Source organism: Streptomyces sp. WY228 (genome assembly GCF_019287315.1).
GTDB classification, from domain to species: Bacteria; Actinomycetota; Actinomycetes; order Streptomycetales; family Streptomycetaceae; genus Streptomyces; species Streptomyces caviscabies.
Genome location: NZ_CP079114.1, coordinates 4,399,859 through 4,422,237 on the forward strand (window position 1 = coordinate 4,399,859; position 22,379 = coordinate 4,422,237).

Consider the following 22,379-nt stretch of genomic DNA (forward strand, 5'->3'; position numbering starts at 1 on the left):
GCCGCCCGGGCGCTGTCCGAGCCCGGGTTCACCTGCCGTACGGCCGGGCTTCCGTGCCCCGCGACGCCGCTCGGCGGCCTCGCGGGGCGTGCCATGATCGGCGCCATGAACAGGAAGCTGACCGCGTTGGGCGTGACCGTGGTGGCGTCCGTGATGCCCGCCACCGTCTCGGCCACCGCGGCCCACGCGGACGAGACGCACACCGACGCCCACAACGGCCCGCAGGTGGCCCTGATCGCGACCGGTCAGATCGACGATCCGCTGGAGGACGTCCTGGAGCACGTCGCGGTCCTCGGCCGGACCGTCGTCGTGGACCACTGAATCCTCCTCGCCGTCCTCGCCGTCGCGCCCCTCAGGGCGCCGGTGCGGCCGGCGGCGGCTTCTGCCGGGCCCACTCCATGCGCGGTTCCAGCAGCGGCTTCAGCAGCCGCCGGACCGGTGGTGTGCAGAGCAGGGTGACCATGACGGCGGCGCCCACGGTGACGGCGACCGTGCCCATCGTGGTGTCGAAGAACGGCCGGTCGTAGAAGCCCTCGTAGCGCAGGGCCCGGATGACGAAGCCGTGCAGGAGGTATCCGTACAGCGTGCAGGTGCCCAGGGCGGTCATCCAGCTGCGGCCCCGGGGCACCCAGGCGAGGAAGCACGCGCCGAGGACGACGGCGGCCAGGAACAGCAGGAGCGTGGCCGCCGGGCCGGTCCACTGGGCGGTGTCCAGCTCCTGGGCGCTGTTCTTGCGGAAGAACCACGACGTCGAGGTCCGGGGCACCAGCCAGTACGCCAGGAGCATCCCGGCGACGAAGACGGGCACCGAGACGACGCGCACCCAGGTGCGGCGGACCATCGCGAAGTGGTGCGGGCCCAGCCGCAGCCCCAGCACGTAGAACGGCAGGAACTGCAGGATGCGCTGGACCGGGAGCGTTCCGTCGGCGGCGGGCGAGACCGTCGCGACGGCGGCGATGGCGAGCGACACCAGGACCGGGAAGCGCACGGTCTGCCACAGCGGGGTGGACAGCCGCCAGAGGAACAGGGCGGGCAGGAACCACAGCAGCCAGTACGGCTCCAGCAGCGACAGCGAGAAGTCGGGGTCGCGCAGGGCGCGGTGGAAGAGCGTGTAGAGGACCTCGAACACGAGGTAGGGCACCAGCAGGCTGGTGACCAGCTTCCACACCCGTTCCGGCCGCAGCTCGAAGTTCCGTGAGAAATAGCCGGCGATCAGGATGAACACCGGCATGTGGAACGTGTAGATGAAGGTGTACGCGGCCTCCACGAGGCGGCCGGGGGGCAGGGGTTCCCAGGCGTGTCCGATCGCCACCAGCACGATCGCCAGGTACTTCGCGTTGTCGAAGAAGTGGTCCCGGCCGCCGGCGTCGGGGACGCCGGTCCCGGGGGAGGCGGCCGCGGTGGGGCGAGGCAGCCTCCTCGAAGTGAGGGGGGAAGGCATCCTGACACCCTAGGCGCTCGACGCGTTCCCTTTGAGGGCTGTGGTGCTCATCACATCTTCCCGACGGGCCCGGCCGGTTCGGCGCGCGTCTCCGCGCCGGCCTCCGCCCCGCCCTCGGCGTCCAGGTGCGGCAGGATCCGGTCCAGCGGGCCCGGGATCCACCAGGCGGCCCGGCCCAGCAGGGTCATCACCGCCGGGACCAGCAGCAGCCGTACGACGGTGGCGTCGATGAGCACGCTGGCCGCCAGCCCCAGGCCCAGCATCTTCACCACGATGTTGTCGCTGATGACGAACGCGGCGAAGACGCTCACCATGATCAGCGCCGCGCAGGTGATGACCCGGGCGGTGATCTCCAGCGCGTGCGCCACGCTCGCCCGCGCGTCCCCGGTGCGCACCCATGCCTCGTGGATGCGCGAGAGCAGGAAGATCTCGTAGTCCATGCTCAGCCCGAAGACGATCGCGAACATCATCATCGGGACATAGCTCTCGATCGGCACCTTCCCCGAGACGCCCAGCGCCGGGCCGCCCCAGCCCCACTGGAAGACCGCCACCACGACCCCGTACGAGGCGGCGATCGACAGGACGTTGAGCACGGCGGCCTTCAGCGCGACGAGCAGGCCCCGGAAGACGGCCAGGATCACCAGGAACGCCAGGCCCACGACGACCGCGATGATCAGCGGCAGCCTGCTGGAGACGATGTCCAGGAAGTCGACCTGGGCGGCCGTCGTGCCGGTGACGTACGTGTTCGCGTCGTAGCCGGAGACGGCCTGCGGCAGGACGTCGTCGGTGAGGCGGTTCGTCAGCGAGGTGGTCCGCTCGTCCTGCGGGGCGGCCACCGAGTAGGCGGTGGCGGTCAGCACATCGCCGTCCGAGGTGGCGGTGAGCGGGGTGATCACAGCCGCGTCGGGCACGTTCGTCAGCGCCTTCTGCGCCTGGTCGGCGAGGGCGGAACGGTCGGACGAGGGCACCTTGCTCTGGTCGATGACCAGCGTCAGCGGGCCGTTGGAGCCAGGGCCGAAGGCGGTGGACATCAGGTCGAAGGCGCGCCGGTCGGTGAACGACTTCGGGTCGGCGCCGTCGCCGATGTGGCCGAGCTGGATGAAGAGCACGGGGAAGGAGAGGACGGCCAGCAGCACCACCCCGCCGGCCAGGAACCACCACGGCCGCCGCTCCACCCGCTGCGCGTACCGGTGCCAGCCGCCGGGCTCCGCGCCCTCGGGGGCCGGTACGGTCTCGGCCACCGGTTTCCGTACCCGCACCCGGTCGATGCGGCGGCCGATGAGCCCGAGGATCGCCGGTACGAGGGTGAGCGCGCCGAGCACCGCGGTGACCACGGTGACCGCGGCGGCCAGGCCGAGCTTGCCGATGAAGCCGATGCCGGAGACCCACAGCCCCGACAGCGCGATGATCACCGTGCAGCCGGAGAGCAGCACGGCGTGCCCGCTGGTGGCGGCGGCGTTCCCGGCGGCGGTCGCCGGGTCCTGGCCGTCGACCAGGTTCTGCCGGTGCCGGGTGACCAGGAAGAGGGCGTAGTCGATGCCGACGCCGATGCCGATCATCGTGGCGAGCGTCGGGGAGACCGTCGCGAAGGTCGCGGCGGCGGCCAGCAGCCCGAGCAGCGCCAGCCCGCACAGTGCGCAGATCAGCGCGGTGACCAGCGGCAGCACGGCGGCCAGCAGACTGCCGAAGCCGATCAGCAGGACCACGATCGCCACGCCGAAGCCGATCGCCTCGCTGGTGCGGTCGCTCGGCTCGGGCCGGGCGAGTTCGCCGAGCGGCCCGCCGTACTCCACCTCCACCCCGGCCGAGCGCAGCGGTCGCACCGCGTCGTCGACCCCGTCGAGATAGGACGGGTCGAGCGTGGAGGGCTGCACGCTGAAGCGGACGGTGATGTAGGCGGTCTTCTGGTCCGTGGAGAGCGGCCCGGTGTTCGGGTCCGGCGGCGGGGGCGGGGTGGAGCCGGACGAGGGCAGCGGGTTCTGCGCGGACAGGACGTCGGGGAGCTTCTGGAGGTCGCTGACGGCCGTGGCGACCTGGTCGGAGACCGAGGTGAGCGGCTCGTCCGCGTCGTGCAGCACCACCTGGGCGCTGTACCCGCCCGCCTGCGGCGCGTGCGCCTTCAGGACGTCGAGGCCGTCCTGCGACTGGGTGCCGGGCAGCGAGAAGTCGTCGGAGTAGTCGCCGCCGTACGCGTGTTGAAGGACCTGGAGCCCGGCGAGCGCGGCCACCCACAGGACCAGGACGGTCACGAAGTGCCGGGCGCACCACTCGCCGGTGCGGCGCAGCGCACCGCGGCGGCGTGGCGCGGTGGCCCGGTCCGGGCGGGCCGGTGACGACGGCATGCGGCTCTCTCCTGCCTTCCGCCCCCGTTCCGCATTCAACGGCTCCGGCCGCCGCCCGGCACGCCGGTGCGCGGGAACGGGTGACGGGGCGGTCCGGGGACGGTCCGGGGGCCGCCCGAGGAACGGTCCCGGGGGGCCGCCCGAGCCCGGGGCCGGGGGGTGTCCCCACTTCGGTCCACCGGGCTCCCTCATGGGCAGTGGGGCCCCGCCCGACCAGGCTGTGCCCATGACGACCTGGACCCGTAAGGCCTTACTCCTCACCGTCTCCGCCGCGGCTGCGGCCGGCACGCTGACCGCCGTCGGCGCACCCGTGGCGCACAGCCGCCCGGCGGGGCCCGCCGCGACTCCGCTCGCCTGGGGGCCCTGCGCCCCGATCCCGGGGACCACCGTTCCCGCCGGACAGCAGTGCGCCACGCTCCGCGTTCCCCTCGACCACCGCGCCCCCGGCGGGCGCACCGTCGACGTGGCCGTCACCCGGCTGCGCACCGACCGGCCCGAGGCCCGGCGCGGCACCCTGCTGGTGCTCGCCGGCGGTCCGGGCGGCTCGGGGGTGCAGCGGCTCGCGCAGAAGGGCGAGGCGCTGCGGGCGGCGACCGAGGGGGCGTACGACCTGGTAAGCCTGGACCCGCGCGGAGTCGGCGGCTCCACCCGGGCCGGCTGCGGGATCCCCGAGGCGGACCGGCACCTGGTGACGCTGCGGGCCTACCCCGCGGCGGACGGCTCGATCACGGAGAACGTCGCACGCGCCCGCCGCACCGCCGAGGCATGTGCCCGCGACGGCGGCCCGGTGGTGCGGTCCTTCAGCACGCGGAACCAGGCCCGCGACATCGACCGGCTGCGCGCCGCGCTGGGCGAGCGGAAACTGTCCGTCTGGGGCCACTCGTACGGCAGTTACGCCGCGGCCGTGTACGCGCAGGAGCACCCGGACCGGGTCGACCGGCTGGTCCTGGACAGCGTCGGCGACCCGGACCCGGCGCGGGTGGCGTACGGATGGATGACGAACGTGGGACCGGCTGTCGCCCTGCGCTTCCCCGACTTCGCGGCCTGGGCGGCGGATCCCGCCCGGGAGGCGGAAGGGCTCCGGCTGGCCCGGCGCGCCGAGGACGTGGAGCCCCTGTTCCTCGCACTGGCCGAGAAGTTGGACCGGGACCCGAAGGAGTCGGAGACTCCCGGCGTCCCGCTGACCGGGAACCGGCTGCGGCAGGCGCTCCAGAACGCACTCATGAGCGACAAGGCGTTCGCGTCGCTGGCCCGGCTGATCCGGTCGGCGCAGGATCCGGAGGGGCGACCGGTGCTGCCGCCGGAGCTGGCGGCTGCGATGCCCGACGAGGACGCGACGCTGACCATGGCGGTGGTCTGCAACGACGTGCGCTGGCCGGGGCCGGACTCCGGGTACGCCCGCCGGGTAGCCGCCGACCGGGCGGAGTATCCGCTGACCGCGGGGATGCCCGCGAACATCGCCCCGTGCGCCTTCTGGAAGTACGACGAGGAGCCGAGGCCCACCCGGATCACGGCCGAGGGCCCCTCGAACGTTCTGATGATCCAGAGCCTGCGCGACCCGGCCACCCCGCTGGCGGGCGCCCGGAAGATGCGGGCGGCGCTCGGGGAGCGGGCCAGGATGGTGACCGTCGAGCGGGGCGGGCACGGGATGTACCTGGGCAACGGCAACGCCTGCGGCGACCGGGCCGTCAGCGACTTCCTGGTCACCGGGAAGCGTCCCGCCCGGGATGCCCACTGCCCGGACTGAGCGGGACGACCTCCTGCCCGGACCGAGCCGGGCACCCACGGCCCGAACCGAGCGGACTCCCCAAGGGGTGTCATAGCGGCTGATTCCGGGGCGTTCCTTGCTATACACGAGCGATGGAGCACCCCGGGACCCTCGTCCTGATCATGGCCCTGGCGGTTCTCGCGCCGCTGCTCGGTTACGCGACCGGGCGGTGGCTGCCGGTCCCCGTCGTCATCTTCGAGATCGTGCTGGGCGTGCTGGTCGGGCCCGATGTGCTCGGCTGGGCCCACCACGACCAGGTCATCGACGCCCTGTCCGACCTCGGGCTCTCGATGCTGATCTTTCTGGCGGGGTACGAGATCAAGTTCGCCGAGGTCCGCGGCGACACGCTGCGCCGGGCCGGCGGGGCCTGGGTCCTCTCGTTCGCCGCCGGGCTCGGTGTCGCGCTGCTGCTCAGCGGGGCGGACCTGGCGAAGAGCCTGGTCATCGGCACCGCGCTGACCAGCACCGCGCTGGGTGCGGTGCTGCCGATCCTGCGGGACTCGGGGCGTCTCGAGGGGCGGTTCGGGTCGGTGGTGCTGGCGTTCGGGTCGGTGGGGGAGTTCGGGCCGATCATCGCGATGGCCCTGCTGTTCAGCGGCCGCAGCCCGGGTGCGGCGAGCGCGGTGCTGGCGGTGTTCGCCGTCGTCACGGCGGGCGCGGTGTTCTGGGCGATGCGGCCCCGGCCGCCGTGGTTCGCCCGGATCGTCGCCGTGACGCTGCACTCCAGCGGCCAGTTCGCCGTCCGCTTCGTGATGCTGCTGCTCGCCGGGATGCTGGGGCTCGCCCATGCCTTCGGCCTGGACACCCTGCTCGGCGCGTTCGCCGCGGGCCTGCTGACCCGGCTCGTCCTCCAGGGGTCGGTGCCCGAGAGCGGCGACGCGATCCTGGAACGGGTCGAGGCGATCGGCTTCGGCTTCCTGGTGCCGTTCTTCTACGTCGTCACGGGCATCGACTTCGACCTCGCGGCGCTCCTGGACGACGGCCGCCCGCTGCTGCTCCTGCCGGTCTTCCTGCTGCTGTTCCTGCTGGTGCGCGGGGTTCCGGCGTATCTGCTGGCCCCGCGCGACCTGACCGGGCGCGCGCCGCGGGCCGCGCTCGGGCTGTTCGCGTCGACCTGTCTGCCGCTGGTGGTCGCGATCACCGCGATCGGCCTGGACGAGAAGGTGATCGGGTCCGGCGAGGCCGCCGCCCTGGTCGCCGCGGCGATGGTGTCGGTGCTGGTCTTCCCGCTGCTGGCGTTCCGGCTGCTGCGCCGGGAGGAGGACGGGGGCGGCCGGTCGGTGCCGGGCCGTGCGGCGGAGAGCGGGGAGGCGTGGTGAGGCGGCCCGTCGGGCGTTCTGCGGGGGCGGCTCCGGCCCTTCCGGCTACGGCTGGGCTCCGGCCTTCCGGCTACGGCTGCGCCTGCTCGTGGCCTTCCTCCGTCGGTACGCACAGCACCGGGACCGTCGACATGTGCAGCAGCTTGTGCGGGGTCGAGCCGAGCAGGGCCCCGCGCATCGGGCTCTCGCCCCAGGTGCCGACGACGATGACCCGGGCCCCGTGCCGTTCGGCCGCCTCCAGCAGGGCCTGCGCCGGTTTCTCGTCCAGCACCTCGACCGAGGCCGGGACGCCCGCCGCCTCGGCCGCCGTGAGCGCGTGCTCCAGGCCCGTGCGCCCGGCCTGCCGGATCGCTTCGTAGTGGCTGCGGTACTCCGCGCCGTCGCGCAGCCCGGGGGCGGCGGCCCCGTAGACCAGCACCAGTTCCTCCCCGTACGCCGCCGCCACCTCGATGGCGATGCGCAGGGCGCGGGCGGCGCCGGGGGACTCGTCGTAACCGAGGACGACCGACATCTCACGGCTCCTTCCGGCTCGGGGCGTGCACCAGGTCCGGGTCGGCGACCCCCGGCCGCTCCTGCCAGAACACCGCGTCCCGCAGCCGCCACACCACCATCAGGACCACGCCGACCAGGGAGATCACGATGCCGATGACGAGCGGTGGGCCCAGCCCGAACCAGGAGGTGCCGCTGTAGGAGTTGGCCGGGTCGGACATGTCGATGACCGAGCGGACCAGCAGCCAGGTCAGCAGTCCGGCGCCGACCACCGGGCCGAGGCCGATGAGCAGGAAGTTGCGCACGCTCTCGGTGAGGTGGCGCCGGTAGTAGACGGCGCAGGCCACTCCGGTGAGCGCGTAGTAGAAGGCGATCAGCAGCGACAGCGCGGTGAGCGAGTCGAAGAGGGCGTTGGCGGAGATCTGGTTGACCACCAGGTACCAGGCGATGGCGATGCCGGCGACCCACCACGTACTGACGTCCGGGGTACGGAACCGGGGGCTGATGTGCCCGAAGTGCTGCGGCAGCGCCTGACGGCGGGCCATGGACAGGGCGGTCCGGGAGGCCGGGATGATCGTGGTCTGGGTGGAGGCGATGGCGGAGGTGGCCACCGCCAGCAGCAGGATCCAGTCCCAGCCGCCCAGCACGTCCCCGGCGAGCTGGGCGAAGATGAACTCCTCCTCGCCCGCGTTCTCCGCCAGGAACGCCGTACCCGCGAAGGCCACGACCGCGATGGCGACCGACAGATAGGTCACCAGGAGCACCACGGTGGACCACAGGCCCGCCTTGCCCGGGGCGCTCGCCGAGTCCTCCGTCTCCTCGGTGAGGTTGACCGCGGACTCCCAGCCCCAGTAGATGAACACCCCGAGCAGCAGCCCGCCGGTCAGCGCGGCGCCGCCCGCGCCGAAGGGATTGAGCCAGCTGCCGGAGGGCTCGATCGAGTCGAAGCCGGTGGTGCCCGCGTACACCCGGTAGAGCGCCACCGCGACGAAGACCAGCAGGAACGCCACCTGGAGGAGGATCAGCGCGTTCTGCACCTTCGCGGAGAGCTCGGTGCCGATGACGCAGAGCCCGGTCATCACGATGATCAGGAGCACGGTGAGCAGCTGGCGGGCGAAGTCGTTCTCGACCCAGCCGTCCAGACCCACCGCCAGCAGGGTGAAGCTCACCGCCACATCGGCCAGCGAGCCCACCACCAGGACGCCGGTCATGGTGATCGCCCAGCCGCCCAGCCAGCCCGCCCAGGGGCCCATCGCCCGGGTCACCCAGGAGAACGTCGTACCGCAGTCCTGGTCGACCTTGTTCAGGTAGTAGAACGCCGAGGCGATCAGCAGCATCGGCACGAACGAGGCGAACATGACGCCCGGGGCGTAGATGCCCACCAGGGCGACGATCGGGCCGATGACGGCGGCCAGCGAGTACGCCGGGGAGGTCGCGTTCAGACCGATGACAAGCGCGTCGACGAACCCGATCGCGTTCGGCTTGAGACCGACATCCGGTTCGTCCCGCACACGGTCGTGGGCCATGGTTCCTCGCTCCGCCGGGCACCCCCGCCGGGAGCGGGCGATGATCCGGGACTCATCGTAGGAAGACCCGGCGAAAGCCGCATTCCGGGCGGTGCGCCCGGGCTGCGGGGAAAGCCGGTGGGGGTCACCCGAACGGCCCGCTCCGCTGCGAAGCCGGAGGCCGGGGCGCAGGGTGGAGCCCATGTGGTCCCGCCGACTCGTCCTGGGCGTTCTGGTCCTGCCCCTGGCCCTCCTGGTGTTCGGGGACGGCCGGGCGTTCCACGCGCCGGGGGCGGAGCTGGCCACCGGGCCCCGGCCGCCGCGCGGACTGCCGCAGCCGGCCGTCGTCAGCCGCCGGGACTGGGGCGCGGACGAGTCCCTGGTGCGGGAGGGGCCGCACTACACGGCCCCGGCGCGGGCGGTGTTCGTGCACCACACCGGCAACCCCAACGACTACGACTGCGCGGACGCCCCCGAGCTGATCCGGGCCGTCCAGCGCGACCACATCCGGCAGGACGGCTGGGACGACATCGGCTACAACTTCCTCGTCGACCGCTGCGGCACCATCTACGAGGGCCGCGCGGGCGGCGTCGGCCGCTCGGTGCTCGGCGCGCACACCAAGGGGTTCAACACCGACACGGTCGGCATCGCGGCGATCGGGAACTTCGGCCCGGGGGTCGAGGTGCCGAAGCCGATGATGGACGCGCTGGTGCGGCTCGCCGCCTGGAAGCTGCGGCCCGGGGCGGATCCGCTGGGCAGCGTCGACCTGGTGTCGACGAACGACGAGAGCCGCTTCGACCGGGGCCAGGTGGCCCGGCTGCACGTCATCTCCGGACACCGCGACAGCTTCGAGACCCGCTGCCCCGGCGACGCGCTCTACGACCTGCTGCCCGAGCTGCGGGAGCGCGCCGCGAAGCTGCGGGCCACCGTCCCCGGGCACGCGGCGACGGCCCGGCTGCGCCCGTCCTTCTGACCTGACCTGACCTGACCTGACCTGGCCGGGCTTGCCTAGCGGGCGACGAACTGCGTGAGTATCGCCTGCACCTCGTAGATGTCGACGCCCTTGGTGAACGTCTTCTGGAGCGGCGTCGCGTTGCCCGAGATCCAGATCTTCAGCTCGGCGTCGAGATCGAACGTGCCGGCCGTCTCCACGGCGAAGTGCGTGATGCTGCGGTACGGCACGGAGTGGTACTCCACCTTCTTGCCGGTGATGCCCTGCTTGTCGACGAGGATCAGCCGCCGGTCCGTGAACAGGATGGTGTCGCGGATCAGCAGGAACGCGGCGTGCACCTGCTCGCCCTGCCCGAGCAGCCGCGCGTAGTCCTGCTGGGCGGTGGCCGGATTGATCGTGTGGGCGTTGCCGAACAGTGCCATGAGGTCCCCGTCTCCCGGTGGTCGCGTACGTACAGAAGTACGCGCCGACGGGGGTGATGGTTCCCCCGCGCCCCGGACCCGGCGGCGGGCTCAGAGCGGGACGATCGTCGTCTCCGTGGCCTTCACGCTGGTCCAGACGGCCGTGCCGTCGGCGATGCCCAGCTCGGCCGCGGCCGCCGGGGTGATCTCCGCGACCAGGTCCGGGGCCTCGGCCGAGGTGATCAGCAGCCGCAGCCGGCTGCCGCCCGAGGTGATCTCGCGGACCGTGCCGGGCCAGACGTTGCGCGGCGATCCGGTGGGCCGCTCCCGGTGTACGGAGACGGCTTCCGGCGCGATGACCGCGAGGGCGTCCGTGCCCGCCGGGAGCGGCTCGGCGACCACGAGGTGCCCGCCGTCCTCCGGGGCCAGGCCGTCGGCGGTGGCGGTCCCGGGCCAGGCGTTGTGGCCCAGCATCCGGGCCACCCACGGCGAGCGCGGGTGGCGGGTGACCTCGGCGGGCGGCTCGTCCTGGAGGGCCCGGCCGTCCTCCAGCACCAGGACCCGGTCGGCCAGCGAGACCGCCTCGACCGGGTCGTGGGTGACGATCAGACAGACCCCGCCGAACTCCGCGAGGTGGCCGCGCAGGGTGTGCCGGACCCGGGCCCGGGTGGTCTGGTCGAGGGCGGCGAGCGGTTCGTCCAGCAGCAGCAGGCGCGGGCGGGCGGCGAGCGCGCGGGCCAGGGCGACCCGCTGGGCCTGCCCGCCGGAGAGCTGGGCGGGCCTGCGGTGGGCGAGGTGGCCCACCCCGAGCCGGTCCAGCCAGCCCTGGGCCTCGCGCCGGGCCTCGGCGCGCGGCACCCCGTGGGCGCGGAGCCCGTACGCCGTGTTGGTCAGCGCGCTCAGGTGCGGGAACAGCGCCCCGTCCTGGGGCACCCAGGCGACGCCCCTGCGGTGCGGCGGGAGGGCGGTGACGTCGCTGTCGCCGAGGCGCAGGGTGGCGTGCGCGCGGGGCGTGAGGCCGAGGAGGGCCCGCAGGAGCGTCGTCTTGCCCGCGCCGTTGGGGCCGACCACCGCGACGGTGGTGCCGGGCGGGGCGTCGAGGGTGAGGCGGGTGAAGCCGGTGACCTCGGCGTGCAGCGGCCAGGGTTCGGGCGCGGGCTTCTTCAGGAGGTCCGGCGGCGGTGCGGGAAGGGCGTCCGGGGCGGTGCCCGTCGGGTCCTCCGGGCGGTCCGCCGCCGTACGGCTCGCGAGGTCGCGGTGGTCGCCCGGGGTGCCGGTCCACCGGCCGCGCAGTGTGACGAGCACGATCATCGCGATGGCCAGGAGCAGCAGCGACACGGAGGTGGCGGCCTCCGGCGAGTCCTGGAGCAGCAGATAGACCTGGAGCGGCAGGGTCTGCGTGGTGCCGGGGAGGTTTCCGGCGAAGGTGATCGTCGCGCCGAACTCGCCGAGCGCCCGCGCCCAGGTCAGGGCGGCCCCGGCGATCAGCCCGGGGGCGACCATCGGCAGCGTCACGGTGAGGAACACCCGGACCGGCGAGGCCCCGAGGGAGGCGGCGGTCTCCTCGTACCGGGGGCGCAGTCCGCCGAGCGCGCCCTCCAGCGAGATGACCAGGAACGGCATCGCGACGAAGGTCGCCGCGAGCACGGCCCCCGAGGTGTGGAAGGGCAGGGTGATGCCGAAGGTGTCCTCCAGCCACGGGCCGAGCAGCCCGCGCCGCCCGAAGGCCAGCAGCAGCGCGACGCCGCCGACCGTGGGCGGCAGCACCATCGGCAGCAGGACCAGCGAGCGGACGAACGCCTTGCCGGGGAACGGCACCCGGGCCAGCAGCCAGGCCAGCGGCACCCCGAACAGCAGCGAGAGCCCCAGCGACCAGAGCGAGACCACCAGCGAGAGCCGCAGCGCCTCGGTGGTGGCGTCGGCGGTGAGGTGCGCGCCCAGGTCGCCCCAGGAGGTGCGGGCCAGGATGCCGACGAGCGGCAGCATCAGGAACGCCACGGCCAGCAGGGCGGGCACCGTCAGCAGGAGCGGGGCGCGGACCCCTGGTGTACGGCGGCGGACCGGGCGTTTCATCGGTGACCTCGTCGGGCTGGGGGCTGTCGTGTGCGGTGCCCGGCGGGCCCGTCGGACGGTACGGGCCCGCCGGGAGCGGTGTGCGGCTACGGCTGCTGGAAGCCCGCGCCCTGGAGGATCTTCTGGGCGGCGGGCGTGGAGAGCCAGGCGACGAACGCGGCGGCGGCCTCGCTGTGCTTCGACCCCTTCAGCGTGGCGGCCGGGTAGGAGGCGACGGCGTTCTCCGCGTCCGGGATGTCGATCGCGTCGACCTTGTCGGTGGTGGTCGCGGCGTCGGTCTTGTAGACGATCCCGGCGTCCGCCTCGCCCAGTTCGACCTTGCTGAGGACCGCGCGGACGTTGGGCTCCTGGGAGACCGGCTTCACCTCGATCTTCTGCGCGTCGAGGATCTGCTTGCTGTAGCGGCCCACCGGCACCTCGGGGGCGGCCAGGACGACCTTCAGCTTGGCGTCCGAGAGGTCCTTGAGGTTCTCGACCTTCTCCGGGTTGCCCTCGCCGACGGCGATGACGAGGCGGTTCTTGGCGATGACGGCCGGGGTGCCGGTCTCGCCGGTGAGACCGTCCATCGTCCTGGTGTCCGCGGTGACCAGGGCGTCGGCGGGGGCGCCCTGCTTGACCTGGGCGGCCAGCTCCTGGGAGCCCGCGAAGGAGAACGTCACCCTGGTGCCAGGGTTCTCCTTCTCGTACGCCGCTCCCGCCTCCTTGAAGACGTCCGTCAGCGAGGCGGCGGCCAGCACGGTCAGGTCCGCCTTCGGGGCGCCGGAGGCGGAGGAGGCGGCCTTCGAGCCGCTGTCCTTGTCCTTGTCCTTGGCCTGGTCGGAGCCGGAGTCGCCGCAGGCGGCGAGCGGGATCAGCAGGGCGGTGGTCAGCACGGCGGCGGCCGCACGGCGGCGGGTGATCAGCGGGGACATGAGGGCGGGTGCTCCTTGGACGGGTGCGCGGCCGGCGGGGCGCCGGGCGGGCGGGGGTTGCCGTGCGGGGCGGTGGTACGTGGGCGGTGGTACGGGTACGACGGTGGGCCGAAGCCGTACGGGCCCGTCGCCGGCCGGTCTCAGGTGCGGTCGATGTGCACGCTGGTCGACTTCACCCGGGCGGTCGCCTGCATGCCGACCTCCAGGCCCAGCTCCTCCACCGCCTCCCGGGTCAGGAGCGAGACGAGCCGGTGCGGCCCGGCCTGGATCTCGACCTGGGCCGCGACATCGCCGAGTTTCACCGCGGTGACGATGCCGGGGAACGCGTTGCGGGCCGAGGTGTACGGGGCCTCGTCCTCGCCGCCCGCGCTCTGGCCGACCTCGATCGAGAAGGCGGCCAGCGCACGGCCGTCGATCAGCCGCCGGCCGGCCTCGTCGCGATGGGTGGCGACCCGGCCGGCGTCCGCCCAGCGGCGGGCGGTGTCGGGGCTGACTCCGAGAAGTCGTGCGGCCTGGCCGATTGTGTAGGACTGCATGTGCGACACGCTAGGCCAATCAGGCTGGCATTTACCATTCTCTGGACGATGATCCATCGCAGATGCGACAGGTCTCGGAGGAATGTACGGGGCACGGGAACGGGCCGCGCCGGTGCTCCGGTCGCGGCCCGTGGCGGCTCTTCGCCCCGGGTGGGGCGGGTCGGTCGGCTCCGTTCGGATCCGGCCGGCTCAGGTCACCGGGCTCGTCGCCGGCATCTCGCCCTCGGTGGTGGTCACGTCGATCACGGCGAACGCGGCCCCCTGCGGGTCGCTGATCGCCGCGAACCGGCCGAAGGGGCTGTCCATCGGCCCGAACCGCAGCACCCCGCCGCGCTCGGTCGCCTTCGCCACCGCCGCGTCGCAGTCCGGAACGGAGAAGTACACGTTCAGGAACGAGGGCAGATCGGGCGGGAAGTCCTGGCCCATCACCATCCGGCCGAGGACCGTCTGCCCCTGGACGTCGAACATGGCGAAGTCCATCGACTCGTCGTCGAACTTCCGTGTCGTGTACGAGAAGACCGCGGGGTAGAACGCGTCGACCTTCTTCGGGTCGCGGGTGAAGACCTCACCCCAGCAGTACCCGCCGGGCTCGCCCGTCTTCGTCTCGAACCCCTCGTGGGTGTTCGCCTGCCAGATGCCGAAGACCGCGCCGCCGGGGTCGCGGGCCAGCGCCATCGTGCCGAACTCGCCGACCCGCATCGGCTCCATCAGCGGTGCCCTCGGGTTGTACAGCCATGGCGCGCCGGTCCTTCCCTGGAGTCCCTCTCGTCGGCCCCGCCCTACGGGCCCTGCCCGCAGGGTCAACGCTAGTCAGCCGGGGGTCGGTCCGCGCGTCGGAGAGACGTGCCGTTCGCCGTCGTCCACCGGGCGAGCGGCCGGGCCCGTCGGCCGGACCGCGTACCTGGACGTCGCGGTCCAGGACGAGCGCCTGGAGGTCGGCTGGACCTGGTACGGGCGGGCGCACCGGCGCTCGGCGGTGAACAGCGAGGCGAAGCCGGCGGGACAGCGTCTACTTGTCGCTGCCGGCCGACGAGTGGCCCGCGGCGAAGGCGCGTCTCACCGCACGCCTTGCCGCGGGCTGAGGGGACTCTTCCGGGTCATCCCCGGGTCCGGTGCCGGACCGGCCGGGTCTCGGCGGCGTACTCCGCGCAGTCGGGGTTCTCGCAGGGGCCCGCGCGCCATACCGGGACGAAGATCCCGAGGGACTTGTGGCGGTGGATCTCGGAGGGGACGGGCTGTTTGCAGGTCGGGCACATGAAAGCGGCCCGCTGGTGAAGGTCACGCTTTTTGCTGTCCATTTACCCACGATAGGCGGGGCCCGATATTTTGGAAAGTCTTGGTCTTGGCTATTCCTCGTCTTTGCTCGGCCGGCGGCGCATGCTCAGCGTCACCGACACCGCCAGAATGACGACGATCACCGCCAGGCTGACCGGTGAGGGAATCTCCGGGATCGAGGTGCTGATCATCTTGTGGCAGGCCTGGAGGACGAGTTTGACCGCGATGAAGGCGAGGATGACCGCCAGGCCGTGGCTCAGGTAGTGGAACCGGTCCAGCAGTCCCGCCAGCAGGAAGTACAGGGCCCGCAGGCCCAGGATCGCGAAGGCGTTGCTGGTGTAGACGATGAACAGGTCGTCGCTGACCGCGAGCACCGCCGGCACGCTGTCGACCGCGAAGATGAGGTCGGCCGCCTCGATCGCGGCGACCACCGCCAGCAGCGGAGTGGCGATCCGCCGTCCTTCCTCGCGGACGACGAAATGCGTGCCGGCGTAGTCGTCCTGGACCGGCATGATCTTGCGCAGCAGCCGTACCGCGAAGCTCTTGCCGGGATCGAAATTCTCCTCCTGGCCGCTGAGGATTTTATAGCTGCTGTAGAAAAGGATCGCGGCGAAGAGGAAGAGCACGAAGGTGAAGCGGTTGACCACCGCGACGCCGGCCGTCAGGAAGATCGCGCGGAACACCAGTGCGCCGATGACACCGAAGAAAAGCACCCGGTGCTGGTATTCCCGGGGCACCTTGAAATAGGCGAAGATCAGCGCGAAGACGAAGAGGTTGTCGACCGACAGGCTCTTCTCCAGCAGCCAGGCGGTGGTGTACTCCGTCCCGGCGGTCGTCCCGAGGACCAGGAAGACGACCCCGCCGAAGATCAGCGCGAGGCTCACCCACAGGGCGCTCCACAGCCCGGCCTCCTTGAAGCCGATGACATGCGCCTTGCGGTGCGCCATGAGGTCGACCGTCAGCGAGACGATCACGGTCGCGGCGAACACGATCCAGAGCCACACCGGTACGTCCACGCCGCAGACCTCCCACTCGGGTTTTTACGAGTGTGACCCGCCCGCCCCGTCACCGCCCGCCGGAGTGCGCCGGGTGGCGGCCGCGACCGAGGCCATCAGCTCCGCGTCGAGGAACGAGGGGTCGGCCAGCCGGGTGGCGGCGGCGTAGGAGTTCAGCAGCGCCTTGGTGACCCGCAGCGCCGCCTCCGGGCGGCGGACCACCGGCTTCGCCCAGGCGGCGACCGCCGCGTCCAGCTCAGCCCCGGGCACCACCCGCTGGAGCACGGACAGCTCGCGGGCCTCGGCGGCGTCGAAGGCCCGGCCCGTCAGGATCAGCTCGCGGACCCGGGCCGCGCCCACCTCGTGGATCAGCCGGGGCAGCAGCCCGCCCCAGGCGGTCGGCAGCCCGAGCGCCAGTTCCGGCAGCCGGAAGGAGGCGTCCTCCGCACCGACCCGCAGATCGCAGGCCAGGGCCAGCGCGAACCCCGCGCCCACCGCCTTGCCCTGCACCCGGGCGATGGTCACGGCCCGGCCGCCGGAGATCGCCTCGCAGACCCGGCGGGCCTTCTCCCCGGCGACCCGGATGCCCCGGCCGCCCGGATCCTCCGCCAGCCAGTCCGCGAACTCGGTACGGTCGCCGCCCAGGCAGAAGTCGTCCCCGGCGGCGCTGAGCACCAGGACCCGCACCTCCGGGTCCGGGGCGACGACGACGTCGAGCAGTTCGTCGAGCATCGCCTCGGTCACCGCGTTGCCGGACTCCGGCGCGTTCAGCTCCACGTACAGGACGGGGCCCTCGCGCCGGCTGCGTACCGTCGCGGGCCGGTCGTCGGAGCGGTCGCCCGCCGTCAGGAAGTCGGGCAGCGAGAGCTTCACAGCGCCACGCTCAGCGAGGTGATCCGTCTGAAGACCATCCGGGGCGCGTGGACCGGCGGCGAGACGGTGTGCAGGGTGGGGAAACGGTCCAGCATCCGCGCCAGCAGCGTCCGCGCCTCCAGCTTGGCCAGCGCCGCGCCCAGGCAGTAGTGCACCCCGCCGCCGAAGGTGAGGTGGCTGCCGCCGCGCAGGATGTCGAAGGAGTCCGGGTCCGGGTTCCGCCGCGGATCGTGGTTGGCGGCTCCGTACAGGACGTGGATCATGCTGTCCTTCTTGATCGGGACCCCGGCCAGGACGGTGTCCTCGGCGGCGATCCGGGTGTTGATGTGGATGGGCGGGTCGTAGCGCAGCGTCTCGTCGACGGCCGCGTCGATGTGCTCCGGGTGCTCCCGCAGCCACGCCCACCGGGCCGGTTCGGTCAGCAGGGCGGTCATCGAGGAGAGCAGCGTCGCGGTGGTCTCCAGCGAGGCGATGGTGACGAACATGGTGAGCCGGTAGAGGATCTCGTCCGCCCGCTCCCGGTCCGGCTCCATGGCGTCCCAGGTGTGGATCCAGCCGGTCAGCACATCGTGGCGGGGCTCCGCCCGGCGGCGGGCGACCAGCTCGGTGAAGTAGGCGCGCAGCCGCAGCGTCGCCTCGGCGGAGACGGCCAGCTGCGACTTGGTGGGCAGCAGTTCCTGGGCGAACACCTGGTTGTGCGTGATCTCCAGGATGTCCGGGTAGTCCTCGGGCGGTATCCCCAGCCAGGAGCCGACGGTGCTGATCGGCAGCTGTTCGCTGACCGTGGAGACGAAGTCCGCCTCACCCCAGCGGAGCTTCTCCGCCAGCTCGTCCAGGAGCCGGTCGGTGTCGCGCTCGACGTCGGGGGTGAGGCGTTCGATGGTGGAACGGTCGAAGAGATTGCCCAGCGAGCGGCGCTGGCAGGTGTGCTCGGGGGCGTTGAGCCGGGCGAGTGTGGTGGTCATCTCGCGGGTCGCGATCGCGTCCCACTGCTTGGAGTCGTCCTGCCGCTCCTGCCAGGCGAGATCCGGGACGAGCCAGTCGCGGCCCCGGAGCACCTGGCTGCAACTGTCGAAACCGGTGACGAAATACCCGTTCCACGGAGCGCGGACGACGTCACCCATCGTCCGCAGCTCCGCGAGTATCCCGTACGGATCGGCCTGTCCTTCGGGCGTACTGAGCCGGCGGAGCAGCCCGATGACCGCGCGCCGACCGTCCGGGGTCCTGCCCTTACCGCCCGTGATACTCACGCAGAGTTCCTTGACCTAGGCCCATGGTTACCGCCCTGAACCTACCCCTCCGGATATCTGCGCCAAGCATCGATCTTTGTTGCCCCCGTCACATGCAATCGTCACAAATGCCCGTTGTCATATGCGAATTGTCGGTCCGTGAGTCATACGCGGAACACGTCGAGGAACGAACTCCACCAGCCCTTCTGCTTCCTGCCGGAATCCGCTTCGTGACGGTGCGTCACAGGAGGTGCGGCGGGGGAGTTCCGGAAGGGGTCGGGCAGCTGGGCCGAGGTCTGCGCCGGGGGCTGCACCCCGGCGCCCGTACGCCGCGCGGTCGTCGGGGTGAACCGTACGGGCAGCGCGACCAGCGCCCGGTGGAAGGGGCCCGGCCGCCAGGCCACGCCCGAGGCGGGCACGGCCAGCGCGAGGTCCGGGACGGTGTTGAGGATCTTCTCGATCGCGGTCAGCGCGATCAGCGTCGCGGGCGACTTGGCCGGGCACACGTGCGGGCCGGCGCCCCAGGCCAGATGGGCGCCCTTGCTCAGGGTCTGGCGGGCGTCGGTGAGCCCCGGGTCGCTGTTCGCGGCGGCGAAGCTGATCAGGACCGGGGTCTCCGCCTTCAGCACCACCCCGTCCAGCTCGATGTCCCGAACCGGGTAGTGCGTGGCGTAGTTGGCGATCGGCGGGTTGTTCCACAGGACGTCGTCCAGCGCGTCCTCGACGAGCATCCCCGAACCGCGCCGCTCGGGCGCGCCCGGCTGCTCACCGGCGAGCATCAGCAGCAGCGCGTTGCCGATCAGATTGCGCTCCGGCTCCACGCCCGCGCCCATCAGCATGACCAGCTGGTCCTTCAGCTCCTCGTCCCGCAGCCCCGCCGGGTGCTGGATCAGCCAGGAGGTGATGTCCTCGCCGGGCTGGCGGCGCTTGATCGCGACCAGCTCCATCAGGCACTCGGTCAGCTCGGCGTTGGCGCGGAGCACGTCCTCGCCGTCGAAGATCGCCGACATCGAGCGGGTCAGCCGGTCGCCGATGTCGCCGGGGCAGCCGAAGAGCTGGTTGAACAGCAGCAGCGGCAGGAGCTTGGCGTACTCGTTGAGCAGATCGGCGGTGCCGCGCTCGATGAACTGGTCGATCAGATAGTCGGCGATCCGCTCGACGTCCCGGCTGAGCCGGCTGCTGTTGAGCCGGGCCAGCGACTCGGTGACCGCCTTGCGCAGCCGCAGGTGCTCCGCGCCGTCGGTGAACAGGCAGTTGGGCCGGTAGATCATCATCGGCAGCACCGGGCTGTCCATCGGTACGGCGCCCTCGCGCAGCGCGGCCCAGCGCCGCGAGTCCCGGGCGAACAGCGCCGGGTTCTGCAGCACCCGCAGCGCCGCCTCGTGCTGCACGATCAGCGTGGCGTCCACGCCGGGGGCCAGCTCGATGGGTGCGGCGGGGCCGTGGGTCCGTGCCGCGTCGTAGAAGCGGTGCGGATCGGCGGCGAACTCCGGTCCGTACAGCGACGTCTGCTGCTGGTGCATGGGGCACCCGGCGGGGGCGCTGTACGGGGTGGCTCCCGGCGACGGGTCCATGTCGGCTTCCTCGGTGTGATCGCGGGACCCGGTCGGGCCCCGGCTTCCGTATACGTTTCTGGTGCGGGCGGGCCGCGTGGGTCAGGCCACGTGCGAGAGCAGATGGCGGACCAGGGTGATCAGTGCCTGCGCGGAGGACTTCTGGTCCCGGGCGTCGCAGAAGACGACCGGGGTGTCCGGCAGCAGGTCGAGCGCCTCGCGCAGTTCGTTCTCGGCGTGCTGGGAGTACGGGTCGAAGCTGTTGACGGCGACCGCGTACTCCAGTCCGTACGTCTCGACGAGGTCGATGACGGGGAACGTGTCGGCGAGCCGCGCCGGGTCGACCAGGAGCAGGGCGCCCAGCGAACCGCGCGCCATGTCCTCCCACAGCTCCACGAACCGCTGCTGGCCCGGTGTGCCGAACAGGTACAGCACCAGTTCGTCGCTGAGGGTGAGCCGGCCGAAGTCCAGGGCGACCGTGGTCGTCTTCTTGTCGGGGGCGCCGCGCAGATCGTCGACCTGGGCCGCGGCCTGGGTCATCCGCTCCTCGGTGCGCAGCGGGGTGATCTCGGACAGGGTGCCGATCAGCGTCGTCTTGCCCACCGCGAAGTGCCCGACGACGAGGATCTTCGCCGCGCGCTGCACCGCGTCCGGCACATAGATGCTCTCAGCCGAACCGGACTTGGAGTCCATGCAACACCTCTTCGAGGATCTTCCTGTCAACGAGCTGGGCCGGCGGCGGCGCCTTCCGGCGCAGCAGGTGTCCCTGCTGGTTTAAGTCCTGGAGCAGCAGACGGGCCACCCCGACCGGCAGGCCGAGGTGGCCGGCCACCTCGGCCACGGACAGATAGCCGCCGGAGCACAGCTCCCAGATCGCCTTGACCTCCGGGCTGGGGTTCGGCGGCGGCTGGCTCTCGGGGGCGAGGGTGACCAGCGTGACCAGCGAGAGGTCTTCCGCGTCGGGCAGCCCCCGTCCGCCGGTGATGACATAGGACCGGACGAACCCGCTGCTGACCTGCTGCTCCTCGCCCGGCGCGGTCATATCTCGCTGTCCGCGTGTCGGCGGGGAGGTGTGGTCATCGCCTTCCCCAGCGCGGTGACCTGCTGCTGCATCCGGAAGGACATCGCCTCCATGTCCACGTCGGCGGCGGCGGTGGCGGCGAGATAGGCGCCGGTGCCGGCGGCGATCAGGAAGATCCAGCCGTCCTCGTACTCCAGGAGCGTCTGCCGCCAGTGGCCCGGGTCGCGGGTGCCGATGAAGGGGGCGACGGCTCGGCTGAGGGACTGCATGGAGCTCATCGCCGCGGCGACGGTCTCCGCGTCGTCCCGGCCGATCTCGCTGGAGTTGGCGAGCAGGAGGCCGTCGGCGGACACCAGGATCGCGTGCCGGGCGCCGGGCACCTGGAGCAGGTCGTTGAGCACCCAGGACAGATCGGGGTTCACTGGAACTCGGGTCCTTCCGTCGTCGTCGTGTCGCGTCCGGACCGGGTTCCTCGCTGGAACGCGCCGAGTCGGGAGGCGGTCTCCTCGTTGCTGCGCACGGGCTGCGGTTCGGCCGAGGGCACCGCGGAGACCGGGCTCTTGCGACGACGCTTCGGCAGCCCCCCGGCGGTGGTGGTGATCTGGGCCAGCGGCTGGGTCGCGGTGTCCGGCTGGGGTGCGGGCGGGAAGAGCGGGGTGGGCGCCGGGGCCGGGGCGGCCTGCCGGTGGTCCACCCGCTGCGGCTGCGGAGCGATGGCTTCGGGCGCTTCCACGGGGGCCGCGGCGGGCGGCGCCTCGGTGGTGAGCAGTTCGTCGGGGATCAGGACCACCGCGCGTACGCCTCCATAGGGGGAAACGGAGTCCACCGAGACCCGGAAGCCGTAGCGGGCGGCGAGCATCCCGGAGACGGCGAATCCGAACTGCGGCGGAATACCGAGGCTGGAGACGCTGATCGCGGCCTGGGGGGAGAGGAGGGCCGCCGCGCGGTCCTTCTCCTCCTGGCCCATGCCGAGACCGGCGTCGTCGACGATGAGGCAGACACCCGTCGGCACGGCCTGGATGTTGATCTCGACCGGGGTGCCGGGGGCGGAGTAGTTCGTGGCGTTGGCCAGCAGCTCGGCGAGGACCACGGCGACGGGCTCCACGGCCCGGCTGACCACCGAGAAGTTCACCTGGCCGTTGACCCGGACCCGGTCGAAGTGCCGGATCCGGCCCTGGGCGCTGCGGGCCACGTCGAAGACGGAGGCCACGGTCTCGCGCCGGCCGAGCCAGCCGCCGCAGAGCACGGCGATGCCCTGGGCGCGCCGGCCGAACTGGCTGTTGGCGTGGTCCATGGCCATCAGGTCGGAGAGGATCCCGGGATCGTCGCCGTACTTGCGCTGAGCCTTCTCGATCACGACCTGCTGCTCGTCGGCGAGGCCCTGGAGGGTACGGACGGCGGCCTTGAGGACCGCCTTGGTCTCCTCCTCGGCGTCCTTGCGGACCTCCGCGAGTTCGGCGGACTGACGCTGCAGCAGACCGTTGTGGACGACGTGGAGTTCGTCCCGCTGGCGCAGGAGCGCGTCGCGCTCACCGCGCAGGTCGGAGTTGTGTCTGCGCAGCTTGACGTTGGTCGCGCGAGCCCGCAGAACGGCACCCACGGCGACCAGTGCTACGACAACCAGCGCCCAGATGACGGGGCCCTGTGGAAATGTCATGAGACTCACTTCAAGTGCCATGGCGGAAACGGCTTGACA

The 22,379-nt window shown here is 72.2% G+C and carries 21 protein-coding genes and 2 pseudogenes; 5 read left to right on the forward strand and 18 right to left on the reverse strand.

Annotated features, from left to right (window positions below):
• The first annotated feature begins 93 nt into the window (after positions 1–93).
• Positions 94–321 (forward strand): hypothetical protein, encoded by a 228-nt coding sequence (locus KV381_RS19265; protein WP_218787256.1) that lies wholly within the window; start codon positions 94–96, stop codon positions 319–321.
• A 31-nt stretch (positions 322–352) separates the two neighbouring features.
• On the opposite strand, the gene KV381_RS19270 is transcribed toward KV381_RS19265, so the two are convergent.
• Both KV381_RS19270 and KV381_RS19275 read right to left on the reverse strand, forming a co-directional pair.
• Entirely contained in the window at positions 353–1,441 is a 1,089-nt protein-coding gene (locus KV381_RS19270; protein WP_218785805.1) for an acyltransferase family protein, read from the reverse strand.
• Positions 1,442–1,491: 50 nt separating this feature from the next.
• On the reverse strand, positions 1,492–3,783 hold the full coding sequence (locus tag KV381_RS19275) for an MMPL family transporter (RefSeq protein ID WP_218785807.1): 2,292 nt from the start codon (positions 3,781–3,783) through the stop codon (positions 1,492–1,494).
• A gap of 226 nt (positions 3,784–4,009) precedes the next feature.
• Here KV381_RS19275 and KV381_RS19280 point away from each other — a divergent pair, with 226 nt between their 5' ends.
• A complete protein-coding gene (locus KV381_RS19280; RefSeq protein ID WP_218785809.1) occupies positions 4,010–5,530 on the forward strand; it encodes an alpha/beta hydrolase in 1,521 nt (506 codons plus the stop codon).
• Between the two features lie 113 nt (positions 5,531–5,643).
• Complete coding sequence (locus KV381_RS19285) at positions 5,644–6,870, forward strand: cation:proton antiporter (protein WP_030627214.1); 1,227 nt, start codon at positions 5,644–5,646, stop codon at positions 6,868–6,870.
• Positions 6,871–6,940: 70 nt separating this feature from the next.
• Here the strand turns inward: KV381_RS19285 and KV381_RS19290 are convergent, their stop codons facing one another.
• Positions 6,941–7,381, reverse strand: a complete 441-nt coding sequence (locus tag KV381_RS19290; protein WP_103538928.1) for a universal stress protein — start codon at positions 7,379–7,381, stop codon at positions 6,941–6,943.
• A gap of 1 nt (position 7,382) precedes the next feature.
• A complete protein-coding gene (locus tag KV381_RS19295) occupies positions 7,383–8,885 on the reverse strand; it encodes an APC family permease (RefSeq protein WP_030627219.1) in 1,503 nt (500 codons plus the stop codon).
• Between the two features lie 181 nt (positions 8,886–9,066).
• Between KV381_RS19295 and KV381_RS19300 the strand changes: the two genes are divergently transcribed.
• Entirely contained in the window at positions 9,067–9,837 is a 771-nt protein-coding gene (locus tag KV381_RS19300) for a peptidoglycan recognition protein (protein WP_030627221.1), read from the forward strand.
• Between the two features lie 35 nt (positions 9,838–9,872).
• Here KV381_RS19300 and KV381_RS19305 read toward each other — a convergent pair whose 3' ends face one another.
• The 5 genes and pseudogenes from KV381_RS19305 to KV381_RS19325 all read right to left on the reverse strand — a co-directional run.
• Positions 9,873–10,238: a PH domain-containing protein gene (locus tag KV381_RS19305; protein ID WP_030075656.1), complete on the reverse strand. Its 366-nt coding sequence runs from the start codon at positions 10,236–10,238 to the stop codon at positions 9,873–9,875.
• A gap of 90 nt (positions 10,239–10,328) precedes the next feature.
• The gene (locus KV381_RS19310) at positions 10,329–12,290 is read right to left on the reverse strand and encodes an ABC transporter permease (protein ID WP_030627225.1); all 1,962 of its coding nucleotides are present in this window, start codon (positions 12,288–12,290) and stop codon (positions 10,329–10,331) included.
• A gap of 86 nt (positions 12,291–12,376) precedes the next feature.
• Positions 12,377–13,201 (reverse strand): molybdate ABC transporter substrate-binding protein, encoded by an 825-nt coding sequence (gene modA / locus KV381_RS19315; protein WP_218785811.1) that lies wholly within the window; start codon positions 13,199–13,201, stop codon positions 12,377–12,379.
• A 140-nt stretch (positions 13,202–13,341) separates the two neighbouring features.
• Positions 13,342–13,737, reverse strand: coding sequence for a molybdopterin-binding protein (locus KV381_RS19320; protein ID WP_030075662.1), 396 nt, complete (start codon positions 13,735–13,737; stop codon positions 13,342–13,344).
• A gap of 189 nt (positions 13,738–13,926) precedes the next feature.
• A pseudogene (locus KV381_RS19325) lies at positions 13,927–14,448 on the reverse strand (VOC family protein); the annotation flags it as partial.
• A 132-nt stretch (positions 14,449–14,580) separates the two neighbouring features.
• On the opposite strand from KV381_RS19325, the pseudogene KV381_RS36555 reads away from it, so the two are divergent.
• Positions 14,581–14,819 (forward strand): annotated as a pseudogene (locus KV381_RS36555) (GNAT family N-acetyltransferase); the annotation flags it as partial.
• Between the two features lie 15 nt (positions 14,820–14,834).
• Here the strand turns inward: KV381_RS36555 and KV381_RS19330 are convergent.
• From KV381_RS19330 to KV381_RS19370, 9 genes are all read right to left on the reverse strand, one after another.
• A complete protein-coding gene (locus KV381_RS19330) occupies positions 14,835–15,035 on the reverse strand; it encodes a hypothetical protein (protein WP_030075666.1) in 201 nt (66 codons plus the stop codon).
• A 48-nt stretch (positions 15,036–15,083) separates the two neighbouring features.
• Complete coding sequence (locus KV381_RS19335) at positions 15,084–16,028, reverse strand: TerC family protein (protein WP_193462578.1); 945 nt, start codon at positions 16,026–16,028, stop codon at positions 15,084–15,086.
• Positions 16,029–16,052: 24 nt separating this feature from the next.
• On the reverse strand, positions 16,053–16,880 hold the full coding sequence (locus KV381_RS19340) for an enoyl-CoA hydratase/isomerase family protein (protein ID WP_086779389.1): 828 nt from the start codon (positions 16,878–16,880) through the stop codon (positions 16,053–16,055).
• Positions 16,877–18,004, reverse strand: coding sequence for a cytochrome P450 (locus tag KV381_RS19345; protein ID WP_030075672.1), 1,128 nt, complete (start codon positions 18,002–18,004; stop codon positions 16,877–16,879). The genes KV381_RS19340 and KV381_RS19345 overlap by 4 nt, the downstream gene beginning before the upstream one ends.
• A 269-nt stretch (positions 18,005–18,273) precedes the next feature.
• The gene (locus KV381_RS19350) at positions 18,274–19,683 is read right to left on the reverse strand and encodes a cytochrome P450 (protein ID WP_218785813.1); all 1,410 of its coding nucleotides are present in this window, start codon (positions 19,681–19,683) and stop codon (positions 18,274–18,276) included.
• A gap of 81 nt (positions 19,684–19,764) precedes the next feature.
• A complete protein-coding gene (locus tag KV381_RS19355) occupies positions 19,765–20,355 on the reverse strand; it encodes an ATP/GTP-binding protein (protein WP_086779391.1) in 591 nt (196 codons plus the stop codon).
• On the reverse strand, positions 20,330–20,704 hold the full coding sequence (locus KV381_RS19360; protein WP_030075678.1) for a DUF742 domain-containing protein: 375 nt from the start codon (positions 20,702–20,704) through the stop codon (positions 20,330–20,332). The genes KV381_RS19355 and KV381_RS19360 overlap by 26 nt, the downstream gene beginning before the upstream one ends.
• Positions 20,701–21,105, reverse strand: a complete 405-nt coding sequence (locus tag KV381_RS19365) for a roadblock/LC7 domain-containing protein (protein ID WP_030075680.1) — start codon at positions 21,103–21,105, stop codon at positions 20,701–20,703. The genes KV381_RS19360 and KV381_RS19365 overlap by 4 nt, the downstream gene beginning before the upstream one ends.
• The gene (locus KV381_RS19370) at positions 21,102–22,340 is read right to left on the reverse strand and encodes an ATP-binding protein (RefSeq protein WP_086779392.1); all 1,239 of its coding nucleotides are present in this window, start codon (positions 22,338–22,340) and stop codon (positions 21,102–21,104) included. The genes KV381_RS19365 and KV381_RS19370 overlap by 4 nt, the downstream gene beginning before the upstream one ends.
• Positions 22,341–22,379: the final 39 nt, after the last annotated feature.

Excerpts from the sequence above, each read along its gene's own strand:
- KV381_RS19360 (WP_030075678.1), bottom strand. The coding sequence starts at position 20,704 with ATGACCGCGCCGGGCGAGGAGCAGCAGGTCAGCAGCGGGTTCGTCCGG.
- KV381_RS19290 (WP_103538928.1), bottom strand. The coding sequence starts at position 7,381 with ATGTCGGTCGTCCTCGGTTACGACGAGTCCCCCGGCGCCGCCCGCGCC.
- KV381_RS19350 (WP_218785813.1), bottom strand. The coding sequence starts at position 19,683 with ATGGACCCGTCGCCGGGAGCCACCCCGTACAGCGCCCCCGCCGGGTGC.
- KV381_RS19370 (WP_086779392.1), bottom strand. The coding sequence starts at position 22,340 with ATGACATTTCCACAGGGCCCCGTCATCTGGGCGCTGGTTGTCGTAGCA.
- KV381_RS19285 (WP_030627214.1), top strand. The coding sequence starts at position 5,644 with ATGGAGCACCCCGGGACCCTCGTCCTGATCATGGCCCTGGCGGTTCTC.
- KV381_RS19275 (WP_218785807.1), bottom strand. The coding sequence starts at position 3,783 with ATGCCGTCGTCACCGGCCCGCCCGGACCGGGCCACCGCGCCACGCCGC.
- KV381_RS19270 (WP_218785805.1), bottom strand. The coding sequence starts at position 1,441 with ATGCCTTCCCCCCTCACTTCGAGGAGGCTGCCTCGCCCCACCGCGGCC.
- KV381_RS19265 (WP_218787256.1), top strand. The coding sequence starts at position 94 with ATGATCGGCGCCATGAACAGGAAGCTGACCGCGTTGGGCGTGACCGTG.
- KV381_RS19355 (WP_086779391.1), bottom strand. The coding sequence starts at position 20,355 with ATGGACTCCAAGTCCGGTTCGGCTGAGAGCATCTATGTGCCGGACGCG.
- KV381_RS19280 (WP_218785809.1), top strand. The coding sequence starts at position 4,010 with ATGACGACCTGGACCCGTAAGGCCTTACTCCTCACCGTCTCCGCCGCG.
- KV381_RS19300 (WP_030627221.1), top strand. The coding sequence starts at position 9,067 with ATGTGGTCCCGCCGACTCGTCCTGGGCGTTCTGGTCCTGCCCCTGGCC.
- KV381_RS19310 (WP_030627225.1), bottom strand. The coding sequence starts at position 12,290 with ATGAAACGCCCGGTCCGCCGCCGTACACCAGGGGTCCGCGCCCCGCTC.
- KV381_RS19330 (WP_030075666.1), bottom strand. The coding sequence starts at position 15,035 with ATGGACAGCAAAAAGCGTGACCTTCACCAGCGGGCCGCTTTCATGTGC.
- KV381_RS19320 (WP_030075662.1), bottom strand. The coding sequence starts at position 13,737 with ATGCAGTCCTACACAATCGGCCAGGCCGCACGACTTCTCGGAGTCAGC.
- KV381_RS19345 (WP_030075672.1), bottom strand. The coding sequence starts at position 18,004 with ATGGGTGACGTCGTCCGCGCTCCGTGGAACGGGTATTTCGTCACCGGT.
- KV381_RS19305 (WP_030075656.1), bottom strand. The coding sequence starts at position 10,238 with ATGGCACTGTTCGGCAACGCCCACACGATCAATCCGGCCACCGCCCAG.
- KV381_RS19295 (WP_030627219.1), bottom strand. The coding sequence starts at position 8,885 with ATGGCCCACGACCGTGTGCGGGACGAACCGGATGTCGGTCTCAAGCCG.
- modA (WP_218785811.1), bottom strand. The coding sequence starts at position 13,201 with ATGTCCCCGCTGATCACCCGCCGCCGTGCGGCCGCCGCCGTGCTGACC.